Source organism: Bradyrhizobium sp. BR14999 (genome assembly GCF_056106085.1).
This window is the reverse complement of sequence record NZ_CM148536.1, coordinates 5,172,487-5,191,188: the sequence shown is the minus strand read 5'-3', so window position 1 is coordinate 5,191,188 and position 18,702 is coordinate 5,172,487. Positions and strand designations below refer to the sequence as shown.

General features: G+C 63.6%; 18 protein-coding genes. 4 read left to right on the top strand and 14 right to left on the bottom strand.

What is annotated here, in order from left to right; translation table 11 throughout:
- Positions 1–1,139 precede the first annotated feature (1,139 nt).
- The 3 genes from ACR9YP_RS24205 (at position 1,140) to ACR9YP_RS24195 (ending at position 4,272) form a co-directional block, all read left to right on the top strand.
- On the top strand, positions 1,140–3,125 hold the full coding sequence (locus ACR9YP_RS24205) for a PAS domain S-box protein (protein WP_474217273.1): 1,986 nt from the start codon (positions 1,140–1,142) through the stop codon (positions 3,123–3,125).
- On the top strand, positions 3,122–3,790 hold the full coding sequence (locus ACR9YP_RS24200; protein ID WP_474217272.1) for a response regulator transcription factor: 669 nt from the start codon (positions 3,122–3,124) through the stop codon (positions 3,788–3,790). Before ACR9YP_RS24205 ends, ACR9YP_RS24200 begins: the two co-directional genes overlap by 4 nt.
- A gap of 95 nt (positions 3,791–3,885) precedes the next feature.
- Positions 3,886–4,272: a response regulator transcription factor gene (locus tag ACR9YP_RS24195; RefSeq protein ID WP_474217271.1), complete on the top strand. Its 387-nt coding sequence runs from the start codon at positions 3,886–3,888 to the stop codon at positions 4,270–4,272.
- A gap of 48 nt (positions 4,273–4,320) precedes the next feature.
- On the opposite strand, the gene ACR9YP_RS24190 is transcribed toward ACR9YP_RS24195, so the two are convergent.
- The 9 genes from ACR9YP_RS24190 to pdhA all read right to left on the bottom strand — a co-directional run bounded on the left by ACR9YP_RS24190 (position 4,321) and on the right by pdhA (position 13,167).
- Entirely contained in the window at positions 4,321–5,289 is a 969-nt protein-coding gene (locus ACR9YP_RS24190) for a tripartite tricarboxylate transporter substrate binding protein BugD (protein WP_474217270.1), read from the bottom strand.
- A 190-nt stretch (positions 5,290–5,479) separates the two neighbouring features.
- A complete protein-coding gene (locus tag ACR9YP_RS24185; RefSeq protein ID WP_474217268.1) occupies positions 5,480–6,721 on the bottom strand; it encodes a threonine synthase in 1,242 nt (413 codons plus the stop codon).
- 129 nt (positions 6,722–6,850) lie between these two features.
- Positions 6,851–8,272, bottom strand: coding sequence for a dihydrolipoyl dehydrogenase (lpdA, locus tag ACR9YP_RS24180; protein ID WP_438108115.1), 1,422 nt, complete (start codon positions 8,270–8,272; stop codon positions 6,851–6,853).
- Between the two features lie 17 nt (positions 8,273–8,289).
- Complete coding sequence (locus ACR9YP_RS24175) at positions 8,290–8,523, bottom strand: hypothetical protein (RefSeq protein WP_474217266.1); 234 nt, start codon at positions 8,521–8,523, stop codon at positions 8,290–8,292.
- 22 nt (positions 8,524–8,545) lie between these two features.
- Positions 8,546–9,901 (bottom strand): pyruvate dehydrogenase complex dihydrolipoamide acetyltransferase, encoded by a 1,356-nt coding sequence (locus ACR9YP_RS24170; RefSeq protein WP_474217265.1) that lies wholly within the window; start codon positions 9,899–9,901, stop codon positions 8,546–8,548.
- Positions 9,902–9,963: 62 nt separating this feature from the next.
- Positions 9,964–10,416, bottom strand: coding sequence for a nucleoside deaminase (locus tag ACR9YP_RS24165; RefSeq protein WP_128933542.1), 453 nt, complete (start codon positions 10,414–10,416; stop codon positions 9,964–9,966).
- A 1-nt stretch (position 10,417) separates the two neighbouring features.
- Positions 10,418–10,720, bottom strand: a complete 303-nt coding sequence (locus ACR9YP_RS24160; RefSeq protein ID WP_027559362.1) for a DUF5076 domain-containing protein — start codon at positions 10,718–10,720, stop codon at positions 10,418–10,420.
- A 3-nt stretch (positions 10,721–10,723) separates the two neighbouring features.
- The gene (locus tag ACR9YP_RS24155) at positions 10,724–12,115 is read right to left on the bottom strand and encodes a pyruvate dehydrogenase complex E1 component subunit beta (RefSeq protein ID WP_474217261.1); all 1,392 of its coding nucleotides are present in this window, start codon (positions 12,113–12,115) and stop codon (positions 10,724–10,726) included.
- 29 nt (positions 12,116–12,144) lie between these two features.
- A complete protein-coding gene (gene pdhA, locus ACR9YP_RS24150) occupies positions 12,145–13,167 on the bottom strand; it encodes a pyruvate dehydrogenase (acetyl-transferring) E1 component subunit alpha (protein ID WP_091885651.1) in 1,023 nt (340 codons plus the stop codon).
- Between the two features lie 54 nt (positions 13,168–13,221).
- On the opposite strand from pdhA, the gene ACR9YP_RS24145 reads away from it, so the two are divergent.
- Positions 13,222–13,371 (top strand): hypothetical protein, encoded by a 150-nt coding sequence (locus tag ACR9YP_RS24145; RefSeq protein ID WP_474217260.1) that lies wholly within the window; start codon positions 13,222–13,224, stop codon positions 13,369–13,371.
- A gap of 65 nt (positions 13,372–13,436) precedes the next feature.
- Here ACR9YP_RS24145 and adh read toward each other — a convergent pair whose 3' ends face one another.
- The 5 genes from adh to ACR9YP_RS24120 all read right to left on the bottom strand — a co-directional run bounded on the left by adh (position 13,437) and on the right by ACR9YP_RS24120 (position 18,680).
- Positions 13,437–14,954, bottom strand: coding sequence for an aldehyde dehydrogenase (gene adh, locus ACR9YP_RS24140; RefSeq protein WP_370990024.1), 1,518 nt, complete (start codon positions 14,952–14,954; stop codon positions 13,437–13,439).
- Between the two features lie 274 nt (positions 14,955–15,228).
- Positions 15,229–16,188: a GAF domain-containing protein gene (locus tag ACR9YP_RS24135; RefSeq protein ID WP_474217259.1), complete on the bottom strand. Its 960-nt coding sequence runs from the start codon at positions 16,186–16,188 to the stop codon at positions 15,229–15,231.
- A 212-nt stretch (positions 16,189–16,400) separates the two neighbouring features.
- Positions 16,401–16,718, bottom strand: coding sequence for an FtsB family cell division protein (locus ACR9YP_RS24130; RefSeq protein WP_438108104.1), 318 nt, complete (start codon positions 16,716–16,718; stop codon positions 16,401–16,403).
- A gap of 214 nt (positions 16,719–16,932) precedes the next feature.
- The gene (locus tag ACR9YP_RS24125; protein ID WP_130213688.1) at positions 16,933–17,484 is read right to left on the bottom strand and encodes an NADPH-dependent FMN reductase; all 552 of its coding nucleotides are present in this window, start codon (positions 17,482–17,484) and stop codon (positions 16,933–16,935) included.
- Between the two features lie 197 nt (positions 17,485–17,681).
- On the bottom strand, positions 17,682–18,680 hold the full coding sequence (locus tag ACR9YP_RS24120; protein ID WP_438108103.1) for an MBL fold metallo-hydrolase: 999 nt from the start codon (positions 18,678–18,680) through the stop codon (positions 17,682–17,684).
- Positions 18,681–18,702: the final 22 nt, after the last annotated feature.

Sequence of the window (18,702 nt, the reverse complement as noted above, 5' to 3'; positions counted from 1 at the left end):
GAGCGCAAAGATGGTTTCGGCCGTCCGGATTATCCCTGTTTCGCTCCACTTTTTGCGGTGGGATCAGAATGAATCTCCCGTCCTCCCTGCGCCGTGCATAGAGCCGACCGTCGATGTACTTGATGTCGGTCGGATAGCAGTCCGCGTTGCTGCAGCAACTGAGGCTCGGATTATCCGGCATGTGCCAGGTCGAATAGAATTTTTCGTGCAGCGCCTGGTCCTGGGGTGGGTGCTGGCGATGAACGGTGCCGTGTCCCGTCTCCTGCGCCTGGGCCGTCGCAGCGGCGCCGAGGAGAACCATCGCGCACAAGAGCTTGCATGAACGGATCAACGCACGGGCTCCCGGATTAGATATCAGCTCTCCAATTCAGCCCTCACGCGACCTGCGCCCGAAACAGCCACCGGCGGTCGCGTTCGCGGCGTGTGCGGAAGCGATCAACGCATTTCTTGGAGCAGAGCGCAGTGCGCCAGGAATAGTAGCGGATCAGACCAAACTTGCCGCCACACACCGCACAGCCCTTGATCGAAGAGCAACGTTCGGACTCGGATAGGCGACGCTCAGGAAGTTGCGACGTATCGCACATTGTTCTCTCCCTCTTTCGGCTGCTTGCGCTCTTGCCTATTGGTTTCCTTCGAATTCACTCGGGTCGTGAGTTGCGGAGATCGCGGCTGCGTGTCGAGAAATGCCGCTGCCTCGTCGCTGGTCGCCTGCCTGTGTCGGTGAAAGCGCCCGGGGCTATATGCTTCAGACCCGGTTCTCGTGCGAACACTGCGATTGGCTGGTCGACACTCCCGATTGGCCGTGAGACTAGTCCCCCCAGAACAAGACGCTCAATTGTACGGAGGTAATTGGCCGACATGACTAGGAATGGAGGAGCTATACTTAGGTTTGTCCCGTAGTCGCCCGGGACTCTCGCGATGGCCCATGCTCAACGAGACAGCGAATGACGCACGAGCTGCACGGTGACCGTGAAAAACTTGGCTGGCACGACGTGCTTGATGCGCTGCGGCGAACAGGGCGGCGAGCAGCCAATTCCAAGGCCAATGTCGCAGTCGCCATCCGACTTTGGCCGGAATTGCTCCTCCGGCGGCAACGTGCTCTACTTGCGTTCACGCAGAGAGCGCCGGGAGCGTCTGCGATGAAGCCGGGCCGGGCAGCCACGTTCGGGAAGTCAGCCGCGCAATTCCTCGCCGGCTGTGTCAGGCAAGTTGTCACCCCCAAGCCGCGCACTGAGACCGGTGACGCCGGTCTGCTGGAGGCGGTCAAGCAGTGGCAGCAAGTCTTCGAGCACAACCCGGTCATGTATTTCATGGTCGACCCGAGCGGAACCGTGATCAACGTGAACACGTTCGGCGCGGCGCAACTGGGCTATACGGCCGCGGAGTTGATCGGCCGATCGGTGCTGGATGTCTTTTTCGAGGAAGACCGCGACTTCGTCCGCGCGTGTGTCGCGCTGTGCCTTGAGACCATCGATCAGTCACACACCTGGGAGATTCGGAAGGTTCGCAAGGACGGCTCGGTGCTATGGGTGCGCGAGAACGCCAAGACCATGCTGCGGGCCAATGGCGGGCCAATCGTGCTGGTCGCCTGCGAGAACATCACCGAGCGCAAGGAAGCGGAGAATGCGCTGCGACAGAGCGAAGCTTACCTCGCCCAGGCGCAGGAATTGAGCCACACCGGCAGTTTCGGCTGGAGGGCCGCAACCGGCGAGATCACCTGGTCCAAGGAGACCTATCGCATCTTCGACTGCGACGAGGGGACCAAGCCAGAGATCCCGTTCATGCTCCAGCGGATCCATCCGGAGGACCGGCTCGCAGTGCAGAAGACCACGGGCCGGGCGGCGCGCGAGGGGAAAGATTACGATCACGAATACCGGCTGGTGATGCCCGACGGTTCCATCAAGTACGTCCGAGCCGTCGCCCGGGCGACGCGAGATGCCAGCGGTCACGTGGAGTTCGTTGGATCGGTGACCGACATCACGGCGACCAAGGAGGCAGAACGCAGGCTTCGTGACAGCGAGCAGCGCTTTCGCGACTATGCCGAAACCGCCTCCGACTGGTTCTGGGAGACGGGGCCAGACCATCGCGTCACTCAAGTATCGGAACATTCAGATACCGTCACCGCCCCCGCCGGCCTGATCGGGCTCACGCGCTGGGACATTGCTCCGGACTCCGATCTCGAGCCCGAAAAATGGCGACAACATCGCGCGGCGCTCGACGCCCACATCCCGTTCCGCGATCTCGTGTACCGCAGCAAGGACCGCAACGGACACCCGATCTATGTCCGAACCAGCGGCAAGCCGTTCTTCGACGCCAACGGGGCCTTTCTGGGTTATCGGGGCGTCTGCACCGACGTGACCGCGGCCATCCGGGCCGATCAGGCCGAAGATGCGCTGCGCAAGGCTCAAGCCGAGCTCGCCCATGTCACGCGCGTCACGACACTGGGGGAGCTGACCGCTTCAATCGCCCATGAAATCAACCAGCCGCTCGCCGCGGTGATCGCAAACGCCGACGCTTGCGTCGCCTGGCTGCAGCGCAGTCCGCCCGATCTCAAGGCGGCGCGCCGCTCGGTGGAGTGGATCATCGAGGACGGCAAGCGTGCCAGCGACGTGATCCGTCACGTTCGGGCGCTCGCCAAGCGCTCCGAAATCGAGATGGCTCCGCTCGACGTCAGCGTGGTCGTGCGCGAGGCTGTCGCGCTCGTTCAGCGTGAGATGGCCAGCCATGCCGTGTCGGTTCGAATGGAGCTGTCGTCGGCACTGCCCAGGATCTTTGGCGATCGAATTCAATTGCAGCAGGTCCTGATCAACCTGATCAAGAACGGGATCGAGGCCATGGAAGGCATCGATGATCGCCCGCGCGAGCTGGCGATCCGTTCAGCGGCCGACGACGATGGCGCGGTGCTGGTGAGCGTATCCGACTGCGGCGCTGGTATCTGCGAACAGGCAATGGACCGCCTGTTCATGCCGTTCTTTACCACCAAGTCCTCCGGCATGGGCATGGGCCTGTCGATCTGCCGCTCCATTATCGAGGCCCATGGCGGACGACTTTCCGCCATACCGAACCAGGAGCATGGCGCGACCTTTCAGATCACGCTGCCGCTCCATCGAGAGGACGCATTGTGACCGAGCGCGCGGAGCCTTCGCCCAAGGAGGACGGCGACCAGCCAATCGTCTTCATCGTCGACGACGACGCGTCCATGCGCCGTGCGCTCACCAATCTATTCGAGTCGGTCGGCCTCAAGGTCGAAGCATTCGGCTCGGCGCCGCAACTCCTGCAGGCCAAGCCGCCAGACGTCCCCAGTTGTTTGGTGCTCGACATCCGCCTGCCCGGAACGAGCGGCCTTGAGCTGCAGACCGATCTTGCCAAGGCAAATATCCAGACGCCCATCATCTTCATCACCGGTCATGGTGATATTCCCATGACTGTTCGGGCCATGAAGAGCGGCGCGATCGACTTCCTGACCAAGCCGGTTCGCGACCAGGACATCCTGGACGCGGTCCAGGCCGCAATCGAGCGAGACCGCAAGCGCCGCGACCTCAACAAGACGGTCTCGAACGTCAGATCACGCTTCGAGTCACTCAGCTCGCGGGAGCGGGACGTCTTGTCACTGGTGACGTCGGGCCTGATGAACAAGCAAGTGGCCGCCCAGCTCGGCTTGGCGGAAATCACCGTCAAGATCTATCGCGGCAAGATCATGCGGAAAATGGGTGCGAAGTCGCTGGCCGACCTCGTGAGGATGAGCGAGGCGCTCGGGATTCGACCCAGCAAGCCCGACGTACAAACCTAAGTATGAGTTTCCAATGGTGGCTGGCAGGTCCACCTTGCACGTTTAGGTATGGCCGTGGCGACGGCAAGCGCAATCCCGAGCGAGGAGCGGACGTCTTGTCAGTGGCTTCGGTCATTTCGGTGCTTGATGATGATCCCTACGTGCGGGCCGCGATCAACAATCTCTTGGAATCCCGCGGATACATCGTCCACACATTCGCCTCCGCCGAGGAGTTTTTGCGGTCGGCCGATTCGACCGACACCTCGTGCGTGATCGCGGACGTGCAGATGCCGTCGGTCACTGGAATCGATCTGCTGACGCAGATGCGCGCGCAGGGGTCGGCGACGCCATTCATCTTCATCACTGCTTTTCCGGATGAGAGCGTGCGTGTGCGGGCGCTTAAAGCGGGGGCAAGTTGTTTCCTCGGTAAGCCGTTCGCCGCCTCGGATCTGATGCAATGCCTGGAGGTAGCGCTGGCAACAGGTGGCGAAACCATGAAGTGATTCTCCGGCGGTCAGCGAAGGCGACACGCTGACAACAGCACCGCCGCCTCAATCCACCTTGATGTTGGCCGCCTTGATGATCGGCCACCATTTTGCGATCTCCGCCTTCTGGCGGGTGCCGAGCGCTTCTGGCGTGAGCTGATCTTTGGGCGTCATCTCCAGGCCCTGGCTTTCGAGTTGCTTCCTCACTCCGGGATCGTTCAGCGCTTCCACGGCCGCCGCATTGAGCTTGGTCACGATCTCCTTCGGCGTCCCTTTCGGCACCCACATGCCCGACCACAGCGTCATGTTGAAACCCTTGAGACCCGCCTCCGCCGCGGTTGGAATCTCCGGCGCCGACGGCAGGCGCTTGTCGTCGGTGATGGCGAAGGCGCGAATGGTGCCGGCGCGGACCTGGTTGATTGAGTTGGAGGTCTGGTCGACGATGAGGTCGATCTGGCCGGCGATGAGATCGTTGAGGGCGGGCGCGGTGCCGCGATACGGCACGTATTGCAGCTTGATGCCGGAGACGCTCTCGAAATAGACGCCGGCGATGTGGCTGCCGGAGCCCGCGCCGGCGGTGCCCGCTGTGGGCGGCGACGGCCGCGACTTTAGCCACTCAATGAACTCTTTCAGCGAGGTCGCGGGCACCGCGTTCTTGCTGACAATGATCATCGGATTGCTCGGCAACAGCACCACCGGCTCGAGGTCGGCGACGAGGTCGTATTTGAGCTTGTAGACGGCACCGTTGGCGACGTGGGTGCCGAGATGGCCGAATGAGATGGTGTAGCCGTCCGGCGGTGACTGCACGGCGCGGCCGACGCCGATCGAGCCGCCCGCGCCGGTGACGTTCTCGATCACCACGGGCTGGCCAAGCGACACCCGCATGCGTTCCGCAAGCATCCGCGCCATTGCATCCGACGGCCCGCCGGCCGCGAATGGCACGATGATTGTGATGGGACGCGTGGGATAATCGTCGGCGCGCGCGGCGCCTGCAACAGCGAGAATAGCAATCAGCGCAGCCCAAGCGGCCTTCATGGTCCTCTCCCCAGCAATGTCTTTATTATTTTTGGCCCTCTGCCCGCGTACGGGAAGAGGGATCAATCGTGGCGTATTGCCGCGCCAATCTAAAGCGCGATGAGATTAGGATGAATCGTCATCGCGCTCTAGGTTATCGTTTGAGCATGATCTTTTCGGAAAACCGCTGCACACTTTTCCGGATCATACTCTAGAACTGCGTGTAATCGATCGGCTTGTGGCGATCGAGCGTACGGGTGACCGGCGGCAATGGATATTTCAGGCCGGTCGCACAGTTGAACAGCATCACGCGGTCGGTCTTGCTGACGCGGCCGTCTGCGAGGCTCTGCTTGTAGGCGGCGTAGGTGGCGGCGCCCTCGGGGCACAACAGCAGCCCCTCCTCGCGCGCAACCTCGCTCAGCGCCGACGAGATCTTGTCGTCGTCGACCGCGATGGCAAAACCCTTGCTCTGCCGCACTGCGCGCAGGATCAGGAAATCGCCGATCGCCTGCGGAACGCGAATGCCGGAAGCGATGGTGTGCGCATCCTCCCAGCGCGTCGCATGCTCGGTGCCCTCGTCATAGGCCCGCACCATCGGCGCGCAGCCCGAGGCTTGCACCGCGACCATGCGCGGACGCTTGGGGCCGATGAAGCCGATCTTCTCGAGCTCGTCGAACGCCTTCCACATGCCGATCAGGCCGGTACCGCCGCCGGTCGGATAGAAGATCACGTCAGGCACGTCCCAGCCGAGCTGCTCGGCGAGCTCGAGACCCATCGTCTTCTTGCCCTCGATGCGGTACGGCTCCTTCAGCGTCGACGTGTCGAACCAGCCGACTTTTGCTTTCCCCTCGCCGACGATCTTGCCGCAATCGTCGATATAGCCGTTGACGCGATAGACGGTCGCGCCCTGGAGCTCGATCTCGCTGACATTCACTTCCGGTGTGTCGGCCGGGCAGAAGATCGTAGTCTTGATGCCGCACGACGTCGCATAGGCCGCGAGCGCCGCGCCGGCGTTGCCGTTGGTCGGCATCGCCATGTGCTTGATGCCGAGCGCCTTGCCCATCGACACCGCCATCACGAGGCCGCGCGCCTTGAACGAGCCGGTCGGCAGCCGCCCTTCGTCCTTCACGATGATCTCGCCGCCGCCGAGTTTGGCGCCGAGCTTCGGCAGCCGGATCAGCGGCGTCGTGACCTCGCCGAGGGAGACGATGTCCCTGCATTTGCGCACCGGCAGCAGCTCGCGGTAGCGCCACATGTCGGCGGGGCGCTGGGCCAAAGCGTCCTTGGTCAGCGCCTTCTTCACCCCAGCGAGGTCGTAGCGCACCAGAAGCGGCTTGCCGGCCTTGGAGAGATTGTGGACCTGGTCGGCCGCATAATGATCGCCTTCCATCGCGCATTCGAGATGCGTGACGAAGGTCGGGCGTTCGATGGTCAGGTTGTCGTTGTCGTGCATGGGTTGGTTTCCTTCTTATTCTAAAAACAGCTCTCTTTGGTCGTCATTGCGAGCGCAGCGAAGCAATCCAGCCTGTATCCGCAGAGATATCTCTGGATTGCTTCGCTGCGCTCGCAATGACGGAAGCGGTCAAATATTCAGCACCCGTCCATAAGCATCCAGCACGGCTTCCTTCATCATCTCCGACAGCGTCGGATGTGGGAACACCGTGTGCATCAGTTCTTCTTCCGTGGTCTCCAGATTCATGGCGACGACATAGCCCTGGATCAGTTCGGTGACTTCAGCGCCGACCATGTGAGCGCCGAGAAGCTGGCCGGTCTTCTTGTCGAAGATCACCTTGACGAGACCCTGGTCCTCGCCGAGCGCGATCGCCTTGCCGTTGCCGACGAAGGGGAAGCGGCCGACGCGGATCTCGCGGCCATTCTCCTTGGCCTTGGCTTCGGTGAGACCGACCGAGGCGACCTGCGGATGACAATAGGTGCAGCCCGGGATCATGTTCTTGTCCATGGGGTGCGGATTGAGGCCCTTGATCGCCTCGACGCAGATCACACCCTCATGCTCGGCCTTGTGCGCGAGCATCGGGGGACCGGCGACGTCGCCGATGGCGTAGATCCCGGGGACATTGGTCTTGCCGTGGCCGTCGGCCACGATGATGCCGCGGTCGGTTTTGACCCCCAACTTCTCCAGGCCGAGATTCTCGATGTTGCCGACCACGCCGACCGCCGAGATCACCCGCTCGAACTCAGTCGTGACAGGCTTGCCCTTGCCGTCGTCGATGGTGGCGACGACGCTGTCGGCCTTCTTCTCGAGTTTTGTGACTTTGGTCGAGGACATGATTTTCATGCCCATCTTCTCAAAGCGTTTCCGCGCGAGCCCTGCGATCTCCGCGTCCTCCACGGGGAGGATCTGCGGCAGCACCTCGACCACGGTGACGTCAGAGCCCATGGTGTGGAAGAACGAGGCGAACTCGATGCCGATCGCGCCGGAGCCGACCACCAGCAGCGACTTCGGAATCCGGTCCGGCACCATCGCCTCGAAATAGGTCCAGACCAGCTTCTGGTCGGGCTCGAGCCCCGGCAGAACGCGCGGCCGCGCGCCAGTCGCGACGATGATGTGCTTGGCCTGGTAAGTCCCCTCCCCCAGCGAGCCCTTCGGCGCCTCGACATCGGACTTTTTCACGGTGACCTTGCCGGGCGCGTCGATCGAGGCCGCGCCCCAGATCACGCTGACCTTGTTCTTCTTCATCAGGAAGCCGACGCCCGTGTTCAACTGCTTCGAGACGCCACGCGAGCGCTGCACCACGGCCTTCGGATCGAACGACACCTTCTCCGCCGACAGGCCGTAATCCTTGGCGTGCTGCATGTAGTGGTAGATCTCGGCCGAACGCAGCAGCGCCTTGGTCGGGATGCAGCCCCAGTTCAGGCAGATGCCGCCGAGATAGGATTTTTCGACGATCGCCGTCTTGAAGCCGAGCTGGGCGGCGCGGATCGCGGTGACATAGCCGCCGGGACCGGAGCCGATGATGATGACGTCGAAGGATGTATCGGCCATGGCGGCTCCCGTTCAACTCAAGAAGCGCCGCGGGCGCGGCGCTTGAAGACAACAAACCTGACCAGCCATTCGATGATCCCGACCAGGACCAGAACGGCCAGCGCGCTCAACACAATGGGTTGAGCGATGTTTCGCGACAGTTGCTCTCCCGACAGGAAGGCGGATTGAAGAAAATCGAGCCCGATCGGATTGAGCGCGACAACGGCTCCGAGCAGCAGCGATATCCATGGCCAGCGGGTACGGACATGCAAGGTTGCCCCCTCTGCCGCCGCGTCAGACCATCATCATGACGGGATTTTCGATCAGCTGCTTGAACGCACCGATCAGCTCGGCGCCGAGCGCGCCGTCGATGGCGCGGTGATCGCAAGACAAGGTCACGCTCATCATATTCGCGACCTCGATTTTGCCGCCGCGCACGACGGGACGCTCTTCGCTGGTGCCCACGGCCAGAATGGTCGCGTGCGGCGGATTGATCACGGCGGTGAAGTGGCTGATGCCGTACATGCCGAGGTTGGAGACGGCCGTGGTGCCGCCCTGGTATTCCTCGGGCTTCAGCTTGCGCGAGCGGGCGCGCGCGGCAAAATCCTTCATCTCGTTGGAGATGGTGGAGAGCGTCTTGGTCTCCGCCTTGCGGATGATCGGCGTGATCAGGCCGCCCGGCATCGCCACGGCAACGCCGACGTCGGAATTGTGGTGCTTGACCATGCCGCTTTCGGTCCAACTGACGTTGCAGTTCGGGATTTTCTGCAGCGCGACCGCCATCGCCTTGATGACGAAGTCGTTGACCGAGATCTTGTAAAGCGGCTTCTTCTCCTTGTCCTTGGGAGCAGCCGCATTGATCTCCTCGCGCGCGACCAGCAGCTTGCCGATGTCGCAGTCGATGGTGAGATAGAAGTGCGGGACGTTCTGGATCGACGCGGTCAGGCGCTGCGCGATGGTGCGGCGCATGCCGTCATGCGGGACGATGTCGTAGGTATCAGGCTCGAACAGCGACAGGATCTGCTTGTCCGACATGGTCGGCGCGATCGAGGGCGCTCCGGACGGCGCCGCCGCGGGCGCCTTGAGGCCCTTGCCGGACTTGGCCTGCTCGACGTCGCGCGCGACCACGCGGCCGTGCGGGCCGGTGCCCGCGACCATCGCAACGTCGATGCCGGCTTCCTTGGCGATACGGCGCGCCAGCGGCGATGAGAACACGCGGCCGCCATGGCCGTTGCCGTGCGCCGCGGGAGCTGCAGCCTGCGCCGCCGGTGCGGCGGCAGGTGCCGGCGCCGCCTTCGGTGCGGCCGGAGCAGGTGCCGGCGCCGGCGCAGCAGCAGGTGCCTCAGCGGCCTTGGGCGGTGCAGCCGAGGCGGTCGGCTTCGCGGCGCCCGCGGCCTTCACGTCCTCGCCCTCGCCGGCCAGCACCGCGATCACGTCGTTGACCGGGACGTCCTGCGTGCCCTCGGGTACCAGGATCTTGGCGATCGTGCCCTCGTCGATCGCCTCGACCTCCATGGTCGCCTTGTCGGTCTCGATCTCGGCGATGACGTCGCCGGATTTGACCTTGTCGCCTTCCTTCTTCAGCCACTTGGCGAGGTTGCCCTTCTCCATTGTCGGCGAGAGAGCGGGCATCAGGATGTTGATGGGCATGCTGACCTCACGAAGAACTTCTCAAAACGTCGTCTCCAGAAGCGAAGACGAACAGACCAGGTTTAGTTGCCGATGTCGCCCTGCCACAGGCGCTCATTGGCGGGATTGGAACGCCACGTCTTCATCATGGTGATGGAGCGGTCGTCGGCAAGATCGATCCAGGGGATGCCGAACTTGTCGAGGATGTCCTTGGACCCTGGGAAGGTGACGGATTCTCCGATCACCACCAGCTTGACCTTGAACAGCGCCAGCGCGCCGGCGCACATCGAGCAGGGCGACAGCGTGGTGTACATGACGGTGTCGTGGAACGTGATTGCGCCCGCCTCGCGCAGGCAGCTCATCTCACCGTGCAGGATCACGTTGTTCTCCTGCACGCGGTTGTTATGGCCGCGGGCGATGATCTTGTTGTCGCGTGTCAGCACCGCGCCGATCGGCAGGCCACCTTGCGCGATCGAGGCTTCCGCCTCGCGGATCGCCTCCAGCATGAAATCGTAGTGATAGGATTCGATCGCCACGTCAGTGCCCCTTGCCGCGCGGCGTCGTCGTGCCGGTGTCGGTGGGACGTTCGATCTCGGCCTGGAACATGTCCAGGATCCGGTTCAAGGCGTCCTCCTCGGTGTACTCGCTCTCGCGCGCATAGGCGCGCGCGGCATGGCGGGCGAGATCGACGAGCAGCAGGCCCCACATGTCGGGCTCCTCGAAGGCGCGCTGGAACGCCATCGACAGCCCGCCGTCCAGCACGAACACGCGCAAGATCTCGACCGCGTCCTCGCGGGTCATGACGTCGGGCGGCAGTGGCTGCTCCTTCGGGCCCGCCATGGTCTACCTGTAGCAGACGGCTTTGGCGGCCTCGACGACTTCCGCCGCCGAGGGCAGCGCGAGCTTCTCCAGGTTCGCGGCATAGGGCATCGGCACGTCCTTGCCGGAGACGCGCGTAACCGGCGCGTCGAGATAATCGAAGGCATTCTCCATGATGCGTGCGGCGATCTCGGCGCCGACGCCGCTCTGGGCCCAGCCCTCCTCCACCGTCACCGCACGGCCCGTCTTCTTGACCGAGTTGATGATGGTCTCGGTATCCATCGGGCGCAGCGTGCGCAGGTCGATCACCTCGGCCTCGATGCCGTCCTTGGCGAGCTCGTCGGCGGCCTTGAGCGCATAGGTCATGCCGTTCGACCAGGAGATGATGGTGACGTGGCCACCGGAGCGCACGATGCGCGCCTTGCCGATCGGAATCACAAAATCGTCGAGCTTGGGCACTTCGCCGGTGTGACCGTAGAGCACCTCGTTCTCGAGGAAGATCACCGGGTTGGGATCGCGGATCGCGGCCTTGAGCAGACCCTTGGCATCGGCCGCCGAATACGGCGCGACCACCTTGAGACCGGGAATGTGCGAGTACCAGGCCGAGTAGTCCTGGCTGTGCTGGGCGGCGACGCGCGCAGCGGCACCGTTGGGCCCGCGGAACACGATCGAGCAGCCCATCTGGCCGCCGGACATGTACAGCGTCTTGGCCGCGGAGTTGATGATCTGGTCGATCGCCTGCATGGCGAAGTTGAAGGTCATGAACTCGACGATCGGCTTGAGGCCGGTCATCGCGGCACCGACGCCGACGCCGGCAAAGCCGTGCTCGGTGATCGGGGTGTCGATGACGCGCTTGGCGCCGAACTCCTGGAGCAGGCCTTGGGTGACCTTGTAGGCGCCCTGATATTCGGCGACCTCTTCGCCCATCACGAAGACATCGGCGTCGCGGCGCATCTCTTCGGCCATGGCGTCGCGCAAGGCTTCGCGGATGGTCTGCGTCACCATCTCGGTGCCGGCAGGCACCTCCGGATCGGGCTCGGCCACGGCCTGCGGCACGGCTGGCGCGGCCTTGGGCTGAGGCGCTTCGGCCTTTGCAGCGGCGGGCGGAGCGGACTCCGCAGCCTTCTCCTGCTTGGCCGGTGCGGGTGCTTTCGCGAGATCGGCGGCGCTCTCGCCGTCGGCGAGGATGGTCGCGATCGGCGTGTTGACCGCGACGTCAGCGGTGCCCTCGGGGATCAGGATCTTGCCGAGCGTGCCCTCATCGGTCGCCTCGACCTCCATCGTCGCCTTGTCGGTCTCGATCTCGGCGATGACGTCGCCCGACTTGATCGGCTCGCCCTCTTTCTTCAGCCATTTGGCGAGGTTGCCCTTCTCCATCGTGGGCGACAACGCGGGCATCAGCACTTGAATTGGCATATCGACTCCAAAAGAAAGCTTGCGCGCGTTCAGCGATAAACGTCGGTCCAGAGCTCGGCGGCATCCGGCTCGGGATCATGTTGGGCGAAATCGGCGGATGCGTTGACGACGTCGCGCACCTCGGCGTCGATCGCCTTCAGATCCTGCTCGGTGACCTTGGCCGCCAAGAGGCGGTTACGCACCTGCTCGATCGGGTCCTGGTCATGGCGGACCTTCTCGACCTCCTCACGCGTGCGATATTTTGCAGGATCGGACATCGAGTGGCCGCGATAGCGGTAGGTCTGCATCTCCAGGATGTAGGGACCCTTGCCGGCACGGCACCAGGCCGCCGCCTCCTCGCCCGCAGCCTTCACGGCGCGGACATCCATACCGTCGACCTGCTTGCCGGGAATGTTGAAGGACGCGCCCCGCTTGGAAAAATCCTGCTGCGCCGAGGCGCGCGAGACCGAGGTGCCCATGGCGTAGCGGTTGTTCTCGATGACAAAGATCACCGGCAGCTTCCAGAGCTCCGCCATGTTGAAGCTCTCATAGACCTGGCCCTGGTTGGCCGCGCCGTCGCCGAAATAGGTGACGCTGACATTGCCATTGCCACGATAGTGATTGGCGAAGGCGAGACCCGTGCCGAGCGAGACCTGCGCGCCGACGATGCCGTGGCCGCCGTAAAAGTGCTTCTCCTTGCTGAACATGTGCATGGAGCCGCCCTTGCCCTTGGAATAGCCGCCGCGGCGGCCCGTGAGCTCGGCCATGACGCCGTTGGCCTCCATGCCGGTGGCGAGCATGTGGCCGTGATCGCGATAGCCGGTGATGACCTGATCGCCCTCCTTCAGAGCCATCTGCATGCCAACCACCACGGCTTCCTGGCCGATATAGAGGTGGCAGAAGCCGCCGATTGCGCCCATGCCGTAGAGCTGGCCGGCCTTCTCCTCGAAGCGCCGGATCAGGAGCATGTCGCGGAGCGCCTTGAGCTCCTGCTCCCTGGTAAATTCCGGGGGCGAACCGCCGTCGGTCTTGTCCTGTGGAGTGCTTGCGGCGGCTTTCTTGGGTGCGGCCATGGGAATTCCGGGTCAGAGAAAACTTTCGCCCTCTCTAACCCAAGTCAAACACCGTTGGAAAGCACCGCGGCGGCATGGCACGATTTTCATTATGCCGCACTGCAACGTGATCGTAATATTGGAAAATCTTTGGCGCCGATCGGGCAACAAATCGATGCAAAGCTGCCGCACGCGCAGATTCGTGACCGCGTCAAGAAGCGTTGAGGCGACCGGGACCTGACATTCGGAACGGGCGGCGCCGAAACGACGCCGCCCTCTCCGCCGACCGATCAGAAGAAGCCAAGCTTCTTCGGGCTGTAGCTGACCAGGAGGTTCTTGGTCTGCTGGTAGTGATCGAGCATCATCTTGTGGGTCTCGCGCCCGACGCCCGACTGCTTGTAGCCGCCGAAGGCCGCATGCGCGGGATAGGCATGGTAGCAGTTGGTCCAGACCCGGCCGGCCTGGATCTCCCGGCCGAAGCGGTAGCAACGGTTGGCATCGCGGCTCCAGACGCCCGCCCCGAGACCGTAGAGCGTGTCGTTGGCGATCGCGAGCGCCTCCTCGTCGGTCTTGAAGGTCGTGACCGAGACCACGGGGCCGAAGATCTCCTCCTGGAAGATCCGCATCTTGTTGTGGCCCTCGAACACGGTCGGCTGCACGTAGAAGCCGCCGGCGAGATCGCCTGCGAGCTCGGCACGTCCGCCGCCGGCCAGCACCTTCGCGCCCTCCTGCTTGCCGATATCGATATAGGAGAGGATCTTGGACAGCTGCTCGCTCGAGGCCTGCGCGCCGATCATGGTGGTGGCGTCGCGCGGATCGCCCTGCTTGATCGCGGCAACGCGCTTCAGCGCCCGCTCCATGAAGCGGTCATAGATATCCGCATGCACCAGCGCCCGGCTCGGACAGGTGCAGACCTCGCCCTGGTTCAGCGCGAACATGACGAAGCCTTCGATCGCCTTGTCGAAGAAGTCGTCGTCCTCGGAAGTGACGTCCTTGAAGAAGATGTTCGGCGACTTGCCGCCGAGCTCAAGCGTGACGGGAATGAGGTTCTGGCTGGCATATTGCATGATCAGCCGGCCCGTCGTGGTCTCGCCGGTGAACGCAATCTTGGCGATGCGCGGGCTGGAGGCGAGCGGCTTACCGGCTTCCAGGCCAAATCCGTTGACGATGTTGAGGACGCCCGGCGGCAGGATGTCGGCGATGATCTCGGCCCAGACCATGATCGAGGCCGGCGTCTGCTCGGCGGGCTTGAGCACCACGCAATTGCCGGCGGCCAGCGCAGGCGCAAGCTTCCAGCAAGCCATCAGCAGCGGGAAGTTCCAGGGAATGATCTGGCCGACCACGCCGAGCGGCTCGTGGAAATGATAGGCGATGGTGTCGTGGTCGATCTCGCCGATCGAGCCTTCCTGGGCGCGCACGACACCGGCGAAGTAGCGGAAGTGATCGATGGCGAGCGGCAGGTCGGCGGCGCGGGTCTCGCGGATCGGCTTGCCATTGTCCCAGGTCTCGGCGATGGCGAGACGCTCGAGATTCTCCTCCATGCGATCGGCGATCCGGTTCAGGATCGCGGCGCGCTCGGCGACGCTGGTGCGGCCCCACGCGGCTTTCGCCGCATGCGCCGCGTCGAGGGCCGCCTCGACGTCCTGCGCGTCGGAGCGCGCGATCTTGCAGACGACCTGGCCGGTCACCGGCGAGGCATTGTCGAAATACTTGCCCGAGATCGGCGCGACGAATTTGCCGCCGATGAAATTGTCATAGCGTTCGGCGAAGGGAACTTTAGTGACGCTGAGGAATTCCACCTTGTTCATTGATCACTCCCGATGTTTGCTGTTCGCGCAATTCGTCGCGTGGTCGCGACTTGCGCCGACGATGATGCGGGAGGTGTTTTCTGTCAGCCCGGGCGGGAGCAATGATGGCGCCGACCTGTCGCAGTTCTGCGACAGTCGTGGGCAGCGCAAGATTGAGCACTTGCAGCTTCCACACCGTCATTGCGAGCGAAGCGAAGCAATCCAGACTGTCCCAGCGGAAAGATTCTGGATTGCTTCGCTTCGCTCGCAATGACGATTGAGGAAGCAGTTACGTTCAGTGGTTCAGCTCGAACCGCTTCAGCTTCCGATGCAGCGTGGCGCGGCTGACGCCGAGGGCCTTGGCGGCCGCCGAAACGTTGCCACCCGCGCGGAGCATCGCCCGCTGCAACACCGCGCGCTGACCGCCGGCAAGGTGGTCGTGTGCAGTGTCGCCGCCGAGGAGATCGGCCGCGGGCACCGGCTGCAGTACCCGGCCGAGGGCGATCCCGAGTCCGATCCGGGCAGCGCGGGTTGCGCCGATCACGAGATCGTCCGCATCAACGGCGATGAGGCCGCCGCAACTGCCGTCCGGGCCCTGCGTCAGGACGATGCGGGCATGGCTGAAGGCCCTGCGAAACAGGTCGGCCTCGATACGCTTGGCCGCCTCGCCCGCCGCCAGCGCGATCAGACTGGAGAACGCGTCGGTGCGGTCGGCGCGGCAGGAGGAGACGTCGAGCACGCCTGCAAGCGCCGCCTCGTGATCGTAGATTGGAACGGCAGTACAGCTCAAAAGCGTGTTGCGGGCGAAGAAGTGCTGGTCGCGATCGATCGTCAGCGGACGCTGCTCGACGAGGCAGGTGCCGATGCCGTTGGTGCCCTCGTGCTCCTCGCTCCAGAGCGCGCCGGTCCACAGGCCCCAGGATTGAAACGTCGCATCGTCCCCCGGCGTGCCACGGCGATCGACCGGAACGCCCTCACCGTCCGCGAGCAACACGCAACAGCCGCTCGCGCCGACGGCCTGATACAGCCGGTCCATCGCACCTTGCGCGGCCGCCAGCAGCGGTGCGATGCGCTTGCGGGCCTGATCCAGCTCGGCTTCGGTAAGCCGCATCGGTGAGCTGCGCCCGGCGGGATCGAGATGATGCAATCGGGACGAACGGCGCCACGAGGCCACGAGCGCGGACCGGGCCGCCTGGCCTGACGCGATGGCGGCCTCGACGCGGGCCGCGTGATGCGGTGGCGTTGACCCATTCATCACTTGTTTCCTCCGGAAGGTAGTCTAGGCAGTACCGGCACGGCCCGGTTGATCTGCGTCAATCTTGGGCGACTGCGAGGCATGAGCCCCTTGCTGTGGCGCCGTCAAGGCAGCCGACCGCTTCTTGGCCTACGACTTTCGGTACAGTCGAGGGCTGAGTTGGCGCCGATCGGCAGCCGCTTTCGTTGCCGGTTTCGAATGCAGCGAAAACGCTATTTCGCCGGTATCATCCGAACGAGATCATGCGGATTGACATAGTCGAGCTGGTAGCGCGCCCGCTCTTCCAGCATATCAGGATCGATCCTGGACGTGCGCAGCAACGAGACGCGCTGCTCGCTCCTGGCGCGCTCGCGCTTGAGCTGTGCCAGCTCGCTGGTCAGTGCGATGATCTCCTGATCGAGCTCCTGGCGGGCGTTGAGGCCGTATTTGCCGGTGTAGGCGTTGACGCCGAAATAGCCGACGATCGCCGCCGCCATCGCATAGAGGGCAAGGCCGGTCAGGATCGATTTCAGGCGCGCGCGAGAGACCATCTTGGGAAGATGGGACAGGTTGGTTAAGAGAGTGCTAATCGTCCTCTCCCTGCGCGTCGCTCCAGCCGCCGATCGCGGCGAGGCAAGCTATCTCCACGCGTCATGGCCGGACCTGTCCCGGCCATCCACGTGCTTTGCCTCGGATGACGAAGAACGTGGATGCCCGGGACAGGCCCGGGCATGACGGAGAGTTGAGCGGCTTTGGCTTCCAGTTTCAGCCGTGATGCTTCGCGACGTGGGCAGCGAAGGCGTCGATATAGGCCTGGAGCACAGGCTTCAGCGACTCCTTGACCAGATTGCCCTCGGCATCAAAGGCGTCGCCAATGGCGTTCAGATAGGTCTCCGGCTGTTGCATGATCGGGCCGGTTATACCAGGCAGGATGGTTTGCAAATGCTTGGCCGCGCTGACCCCGCCGAGCGGGCCCGGCGAATTGGAGATGATGCCGACCGGCTTGCCATTGAAGGAGCTCTTGCCATAGGGCCGCGAGGCGACGTCGATGGCGTTCTTCAGAGCACCAGGGATGGAGCGGTTGTATTCGGGCGTGACGAAGATGACGCCGTCCGCCTTCTGAAGCTTCTCGCGAAACGCCAGCCAGTCCGCGGGCGGCGCGCCCTCGAGGTCCTGATTGAAGAACGAGATGCCCGCCGGCGTGATCACCTCGAGCTTGAGCGAGCTAGGTGCGAGCTTGGCGAGCGCATTGGCGATCTTGAGCGAAAAGCCGGCCTTGCGCACGCTGCCGGCGATTACGACGATATTGTAGGCCATGGGGGTATCCTTCGAACTTGAGCGGGAGTGCCGGGAGCGCACTTAAGCGATCCGTACCGATGGATGCAAGTGCATGAACTGGCTCGATTTGGAAACGCTGCGTTTCTGGAAAGCAGACATCTGGGCTACGACACTCTCCCAAAAAAATCAGGCCGCCAAGCGGCGGCCCGATCTCTCGCCCAAACGTCTTAGCCAGGTCAGATTGTCGGATTCCAGGCCGACGGGATCAGGCGATATTTGGCGCCGTCCTTCACGACATGCCCGACCGACGGGAAGGTGAAGTGGAAGCCGATCACGGTCGCTTTCTCGGCCGCCGCCATGTCGTAGAATTTGTGGCGTGTCGTCTGCGCCATCGCCGGATCAGCGTCGAACATCACGTGCCAGTCCGGATTGCGCAGGAAGAATTCCGGAATGTTGGTGACATCGGACTGGATCAGCACCTTGGCATCGCCCGATGCGACCGCGAACGAGGTGTGGCCTGGCGTGTGACCCGGCGTCGCGATCGAGGTGATGCCGGGCGCGACCTCCTTGCCCCACTCGTACTTGGTGACCTTGGACTCGAGGCCGGCAAAGGTCTTCTTCACGTTGGCGAAATAGTTCTTCATCATCGGGTTGGACTCGGCCTTGGCGACGTTGTCCCCGCTGGTCCAGAACTCCCAGTCCTTGCCCGGCACCATGATCTCCGCATTCGGGAAGGCGAGCGCGCCATCGGCGAGACGGATGCCGTTGGTGTGGTCGGGATGCAGATGCGACAGCAGCACGACGTCGATGTTCTTGGGATCGACGCCAGCGGCGGCAAGGTTTTGCAGGGTGCGGCCGACAGCGCCCTTGCTCGGCTCGAGATTGGCGACGCCGTTGCCGGTATCGATCAGCACGAGCTTGGAGCCGGTGTTGATGAGCTGCGGATTGAACGGCACCGTGACCATGCCCTTTGGCATGTAGGCCGCCTCGCCCGCGGCCAGCGCCTCATCCTTCGGTATGTTGACGACGAACTTCTCCGGCATCGGGAAGGTGCGCGCACCGTCGTTGATCGAGGTGCACTCGTAGCTGCCGACCTTGTAGCGGTAGAAGCCCGGCGCCTGCGTCCCAGCCGGCGGCACTGAGGCATTGGTGGTGGTCGGTCCAAGCCCGGTAACGGCGGCCGCACTGAGGGCGGCGGCACCTGCGAGCAGGTGACGGCGATTGAGGTCGGTCATGCAGAGGTCCCCTTCTGAACGC

Coding starts and splice junctions, on each gene's coding strand:
- ACR9YP_RS24130 (WP_438108104.1), bottom strand. CDS start 16,718: ATGGTCTCTCGCGCGCGCCTGAAATCGATCCTGACCGGCCTTGCCCTC.
- ACR9YP_RS24135 (WP_474217259.1), bottom strand. CDS start 16,188: ATGAATGGGTCAACGCCACCGCATCACGCGGCCCGCGTCGAGGCCGCC.
- adh (WP_370990024.1), bottom strand. CDS start 14,954: ATGAACAAGGTGGAATTCCTCAGCGTCACTAAAGTTCCCTTCGCCGAA.
- ACR9YP_RS24205 (WP_474217273.1), top strand. CDS start 1,140: ATGAAGCCGGGCCGGGCAGCCACGTTCGGGAAGTCAGCCGCGCAATTC.
- ACR9YP_RS24120 (WP_438108103.1), bottom strand. CDS start 18,680: ATGACCGACCTCAATCGCCGTCACCTGCTCGCAGGTGCCGCCGCCCTC.
- pdhA (WP_091885651.1), bottom strand. CDS start 13,167: ATGGCCGCACCCAAGAAAGCCGCCGCAAGCACTCCACAGGACAAGACC.
- lpdA (WP_438108115.1), bottom strand. CDS start 8,272: ATGGCCGATACATCCTTCGACGTCATCATCATCGGCTCCGGTCCCGGC.
- ACR9YP_RS24190 (WP_474217270.1), bottom strand. CDS start 5,289: ATGAAGGCCGCTTGGGCTGCGCTGATTGCTATTCTCGCTGTTGCAGGC.
- ACR9YP_RS24160 (WP_027559362.1), bottom strand. CDS start 10,720: ATGGCGGGCCCGAAGGAGCAGCCACTGCCGCCCGACGTCATGACCCGC.
- ACR9YP_RS24125 (WP_130213688.1), bottom strand. CDS start 17,484: ATGGCCTACAATATCGTCGTAATCGCCGGCAGCGTGCGCAAGGCCGGC.
- ACR9YP_RS24185 (WP_474217268.1), bottom strand. CDS start 6,721: ATGCACGACAACGACAACCTGACCATCGAACGCCCGACCTTCGTCACG.
- ACR9YP_RS24155 (WP_474217261.1), bottom strand. CDS start 12,115: ATGCCAATTCAAGTGCTGATGCCCGCGTTGTCGCCCACGATGGAGAAG.
- ACR9YP_RS24170 (WP_474217265.1), bottom strand. CDS start 9,901: ATGCCCATCAACATCCTGATGCCCGCTCTCTCGCCGACAATGGAGAAG.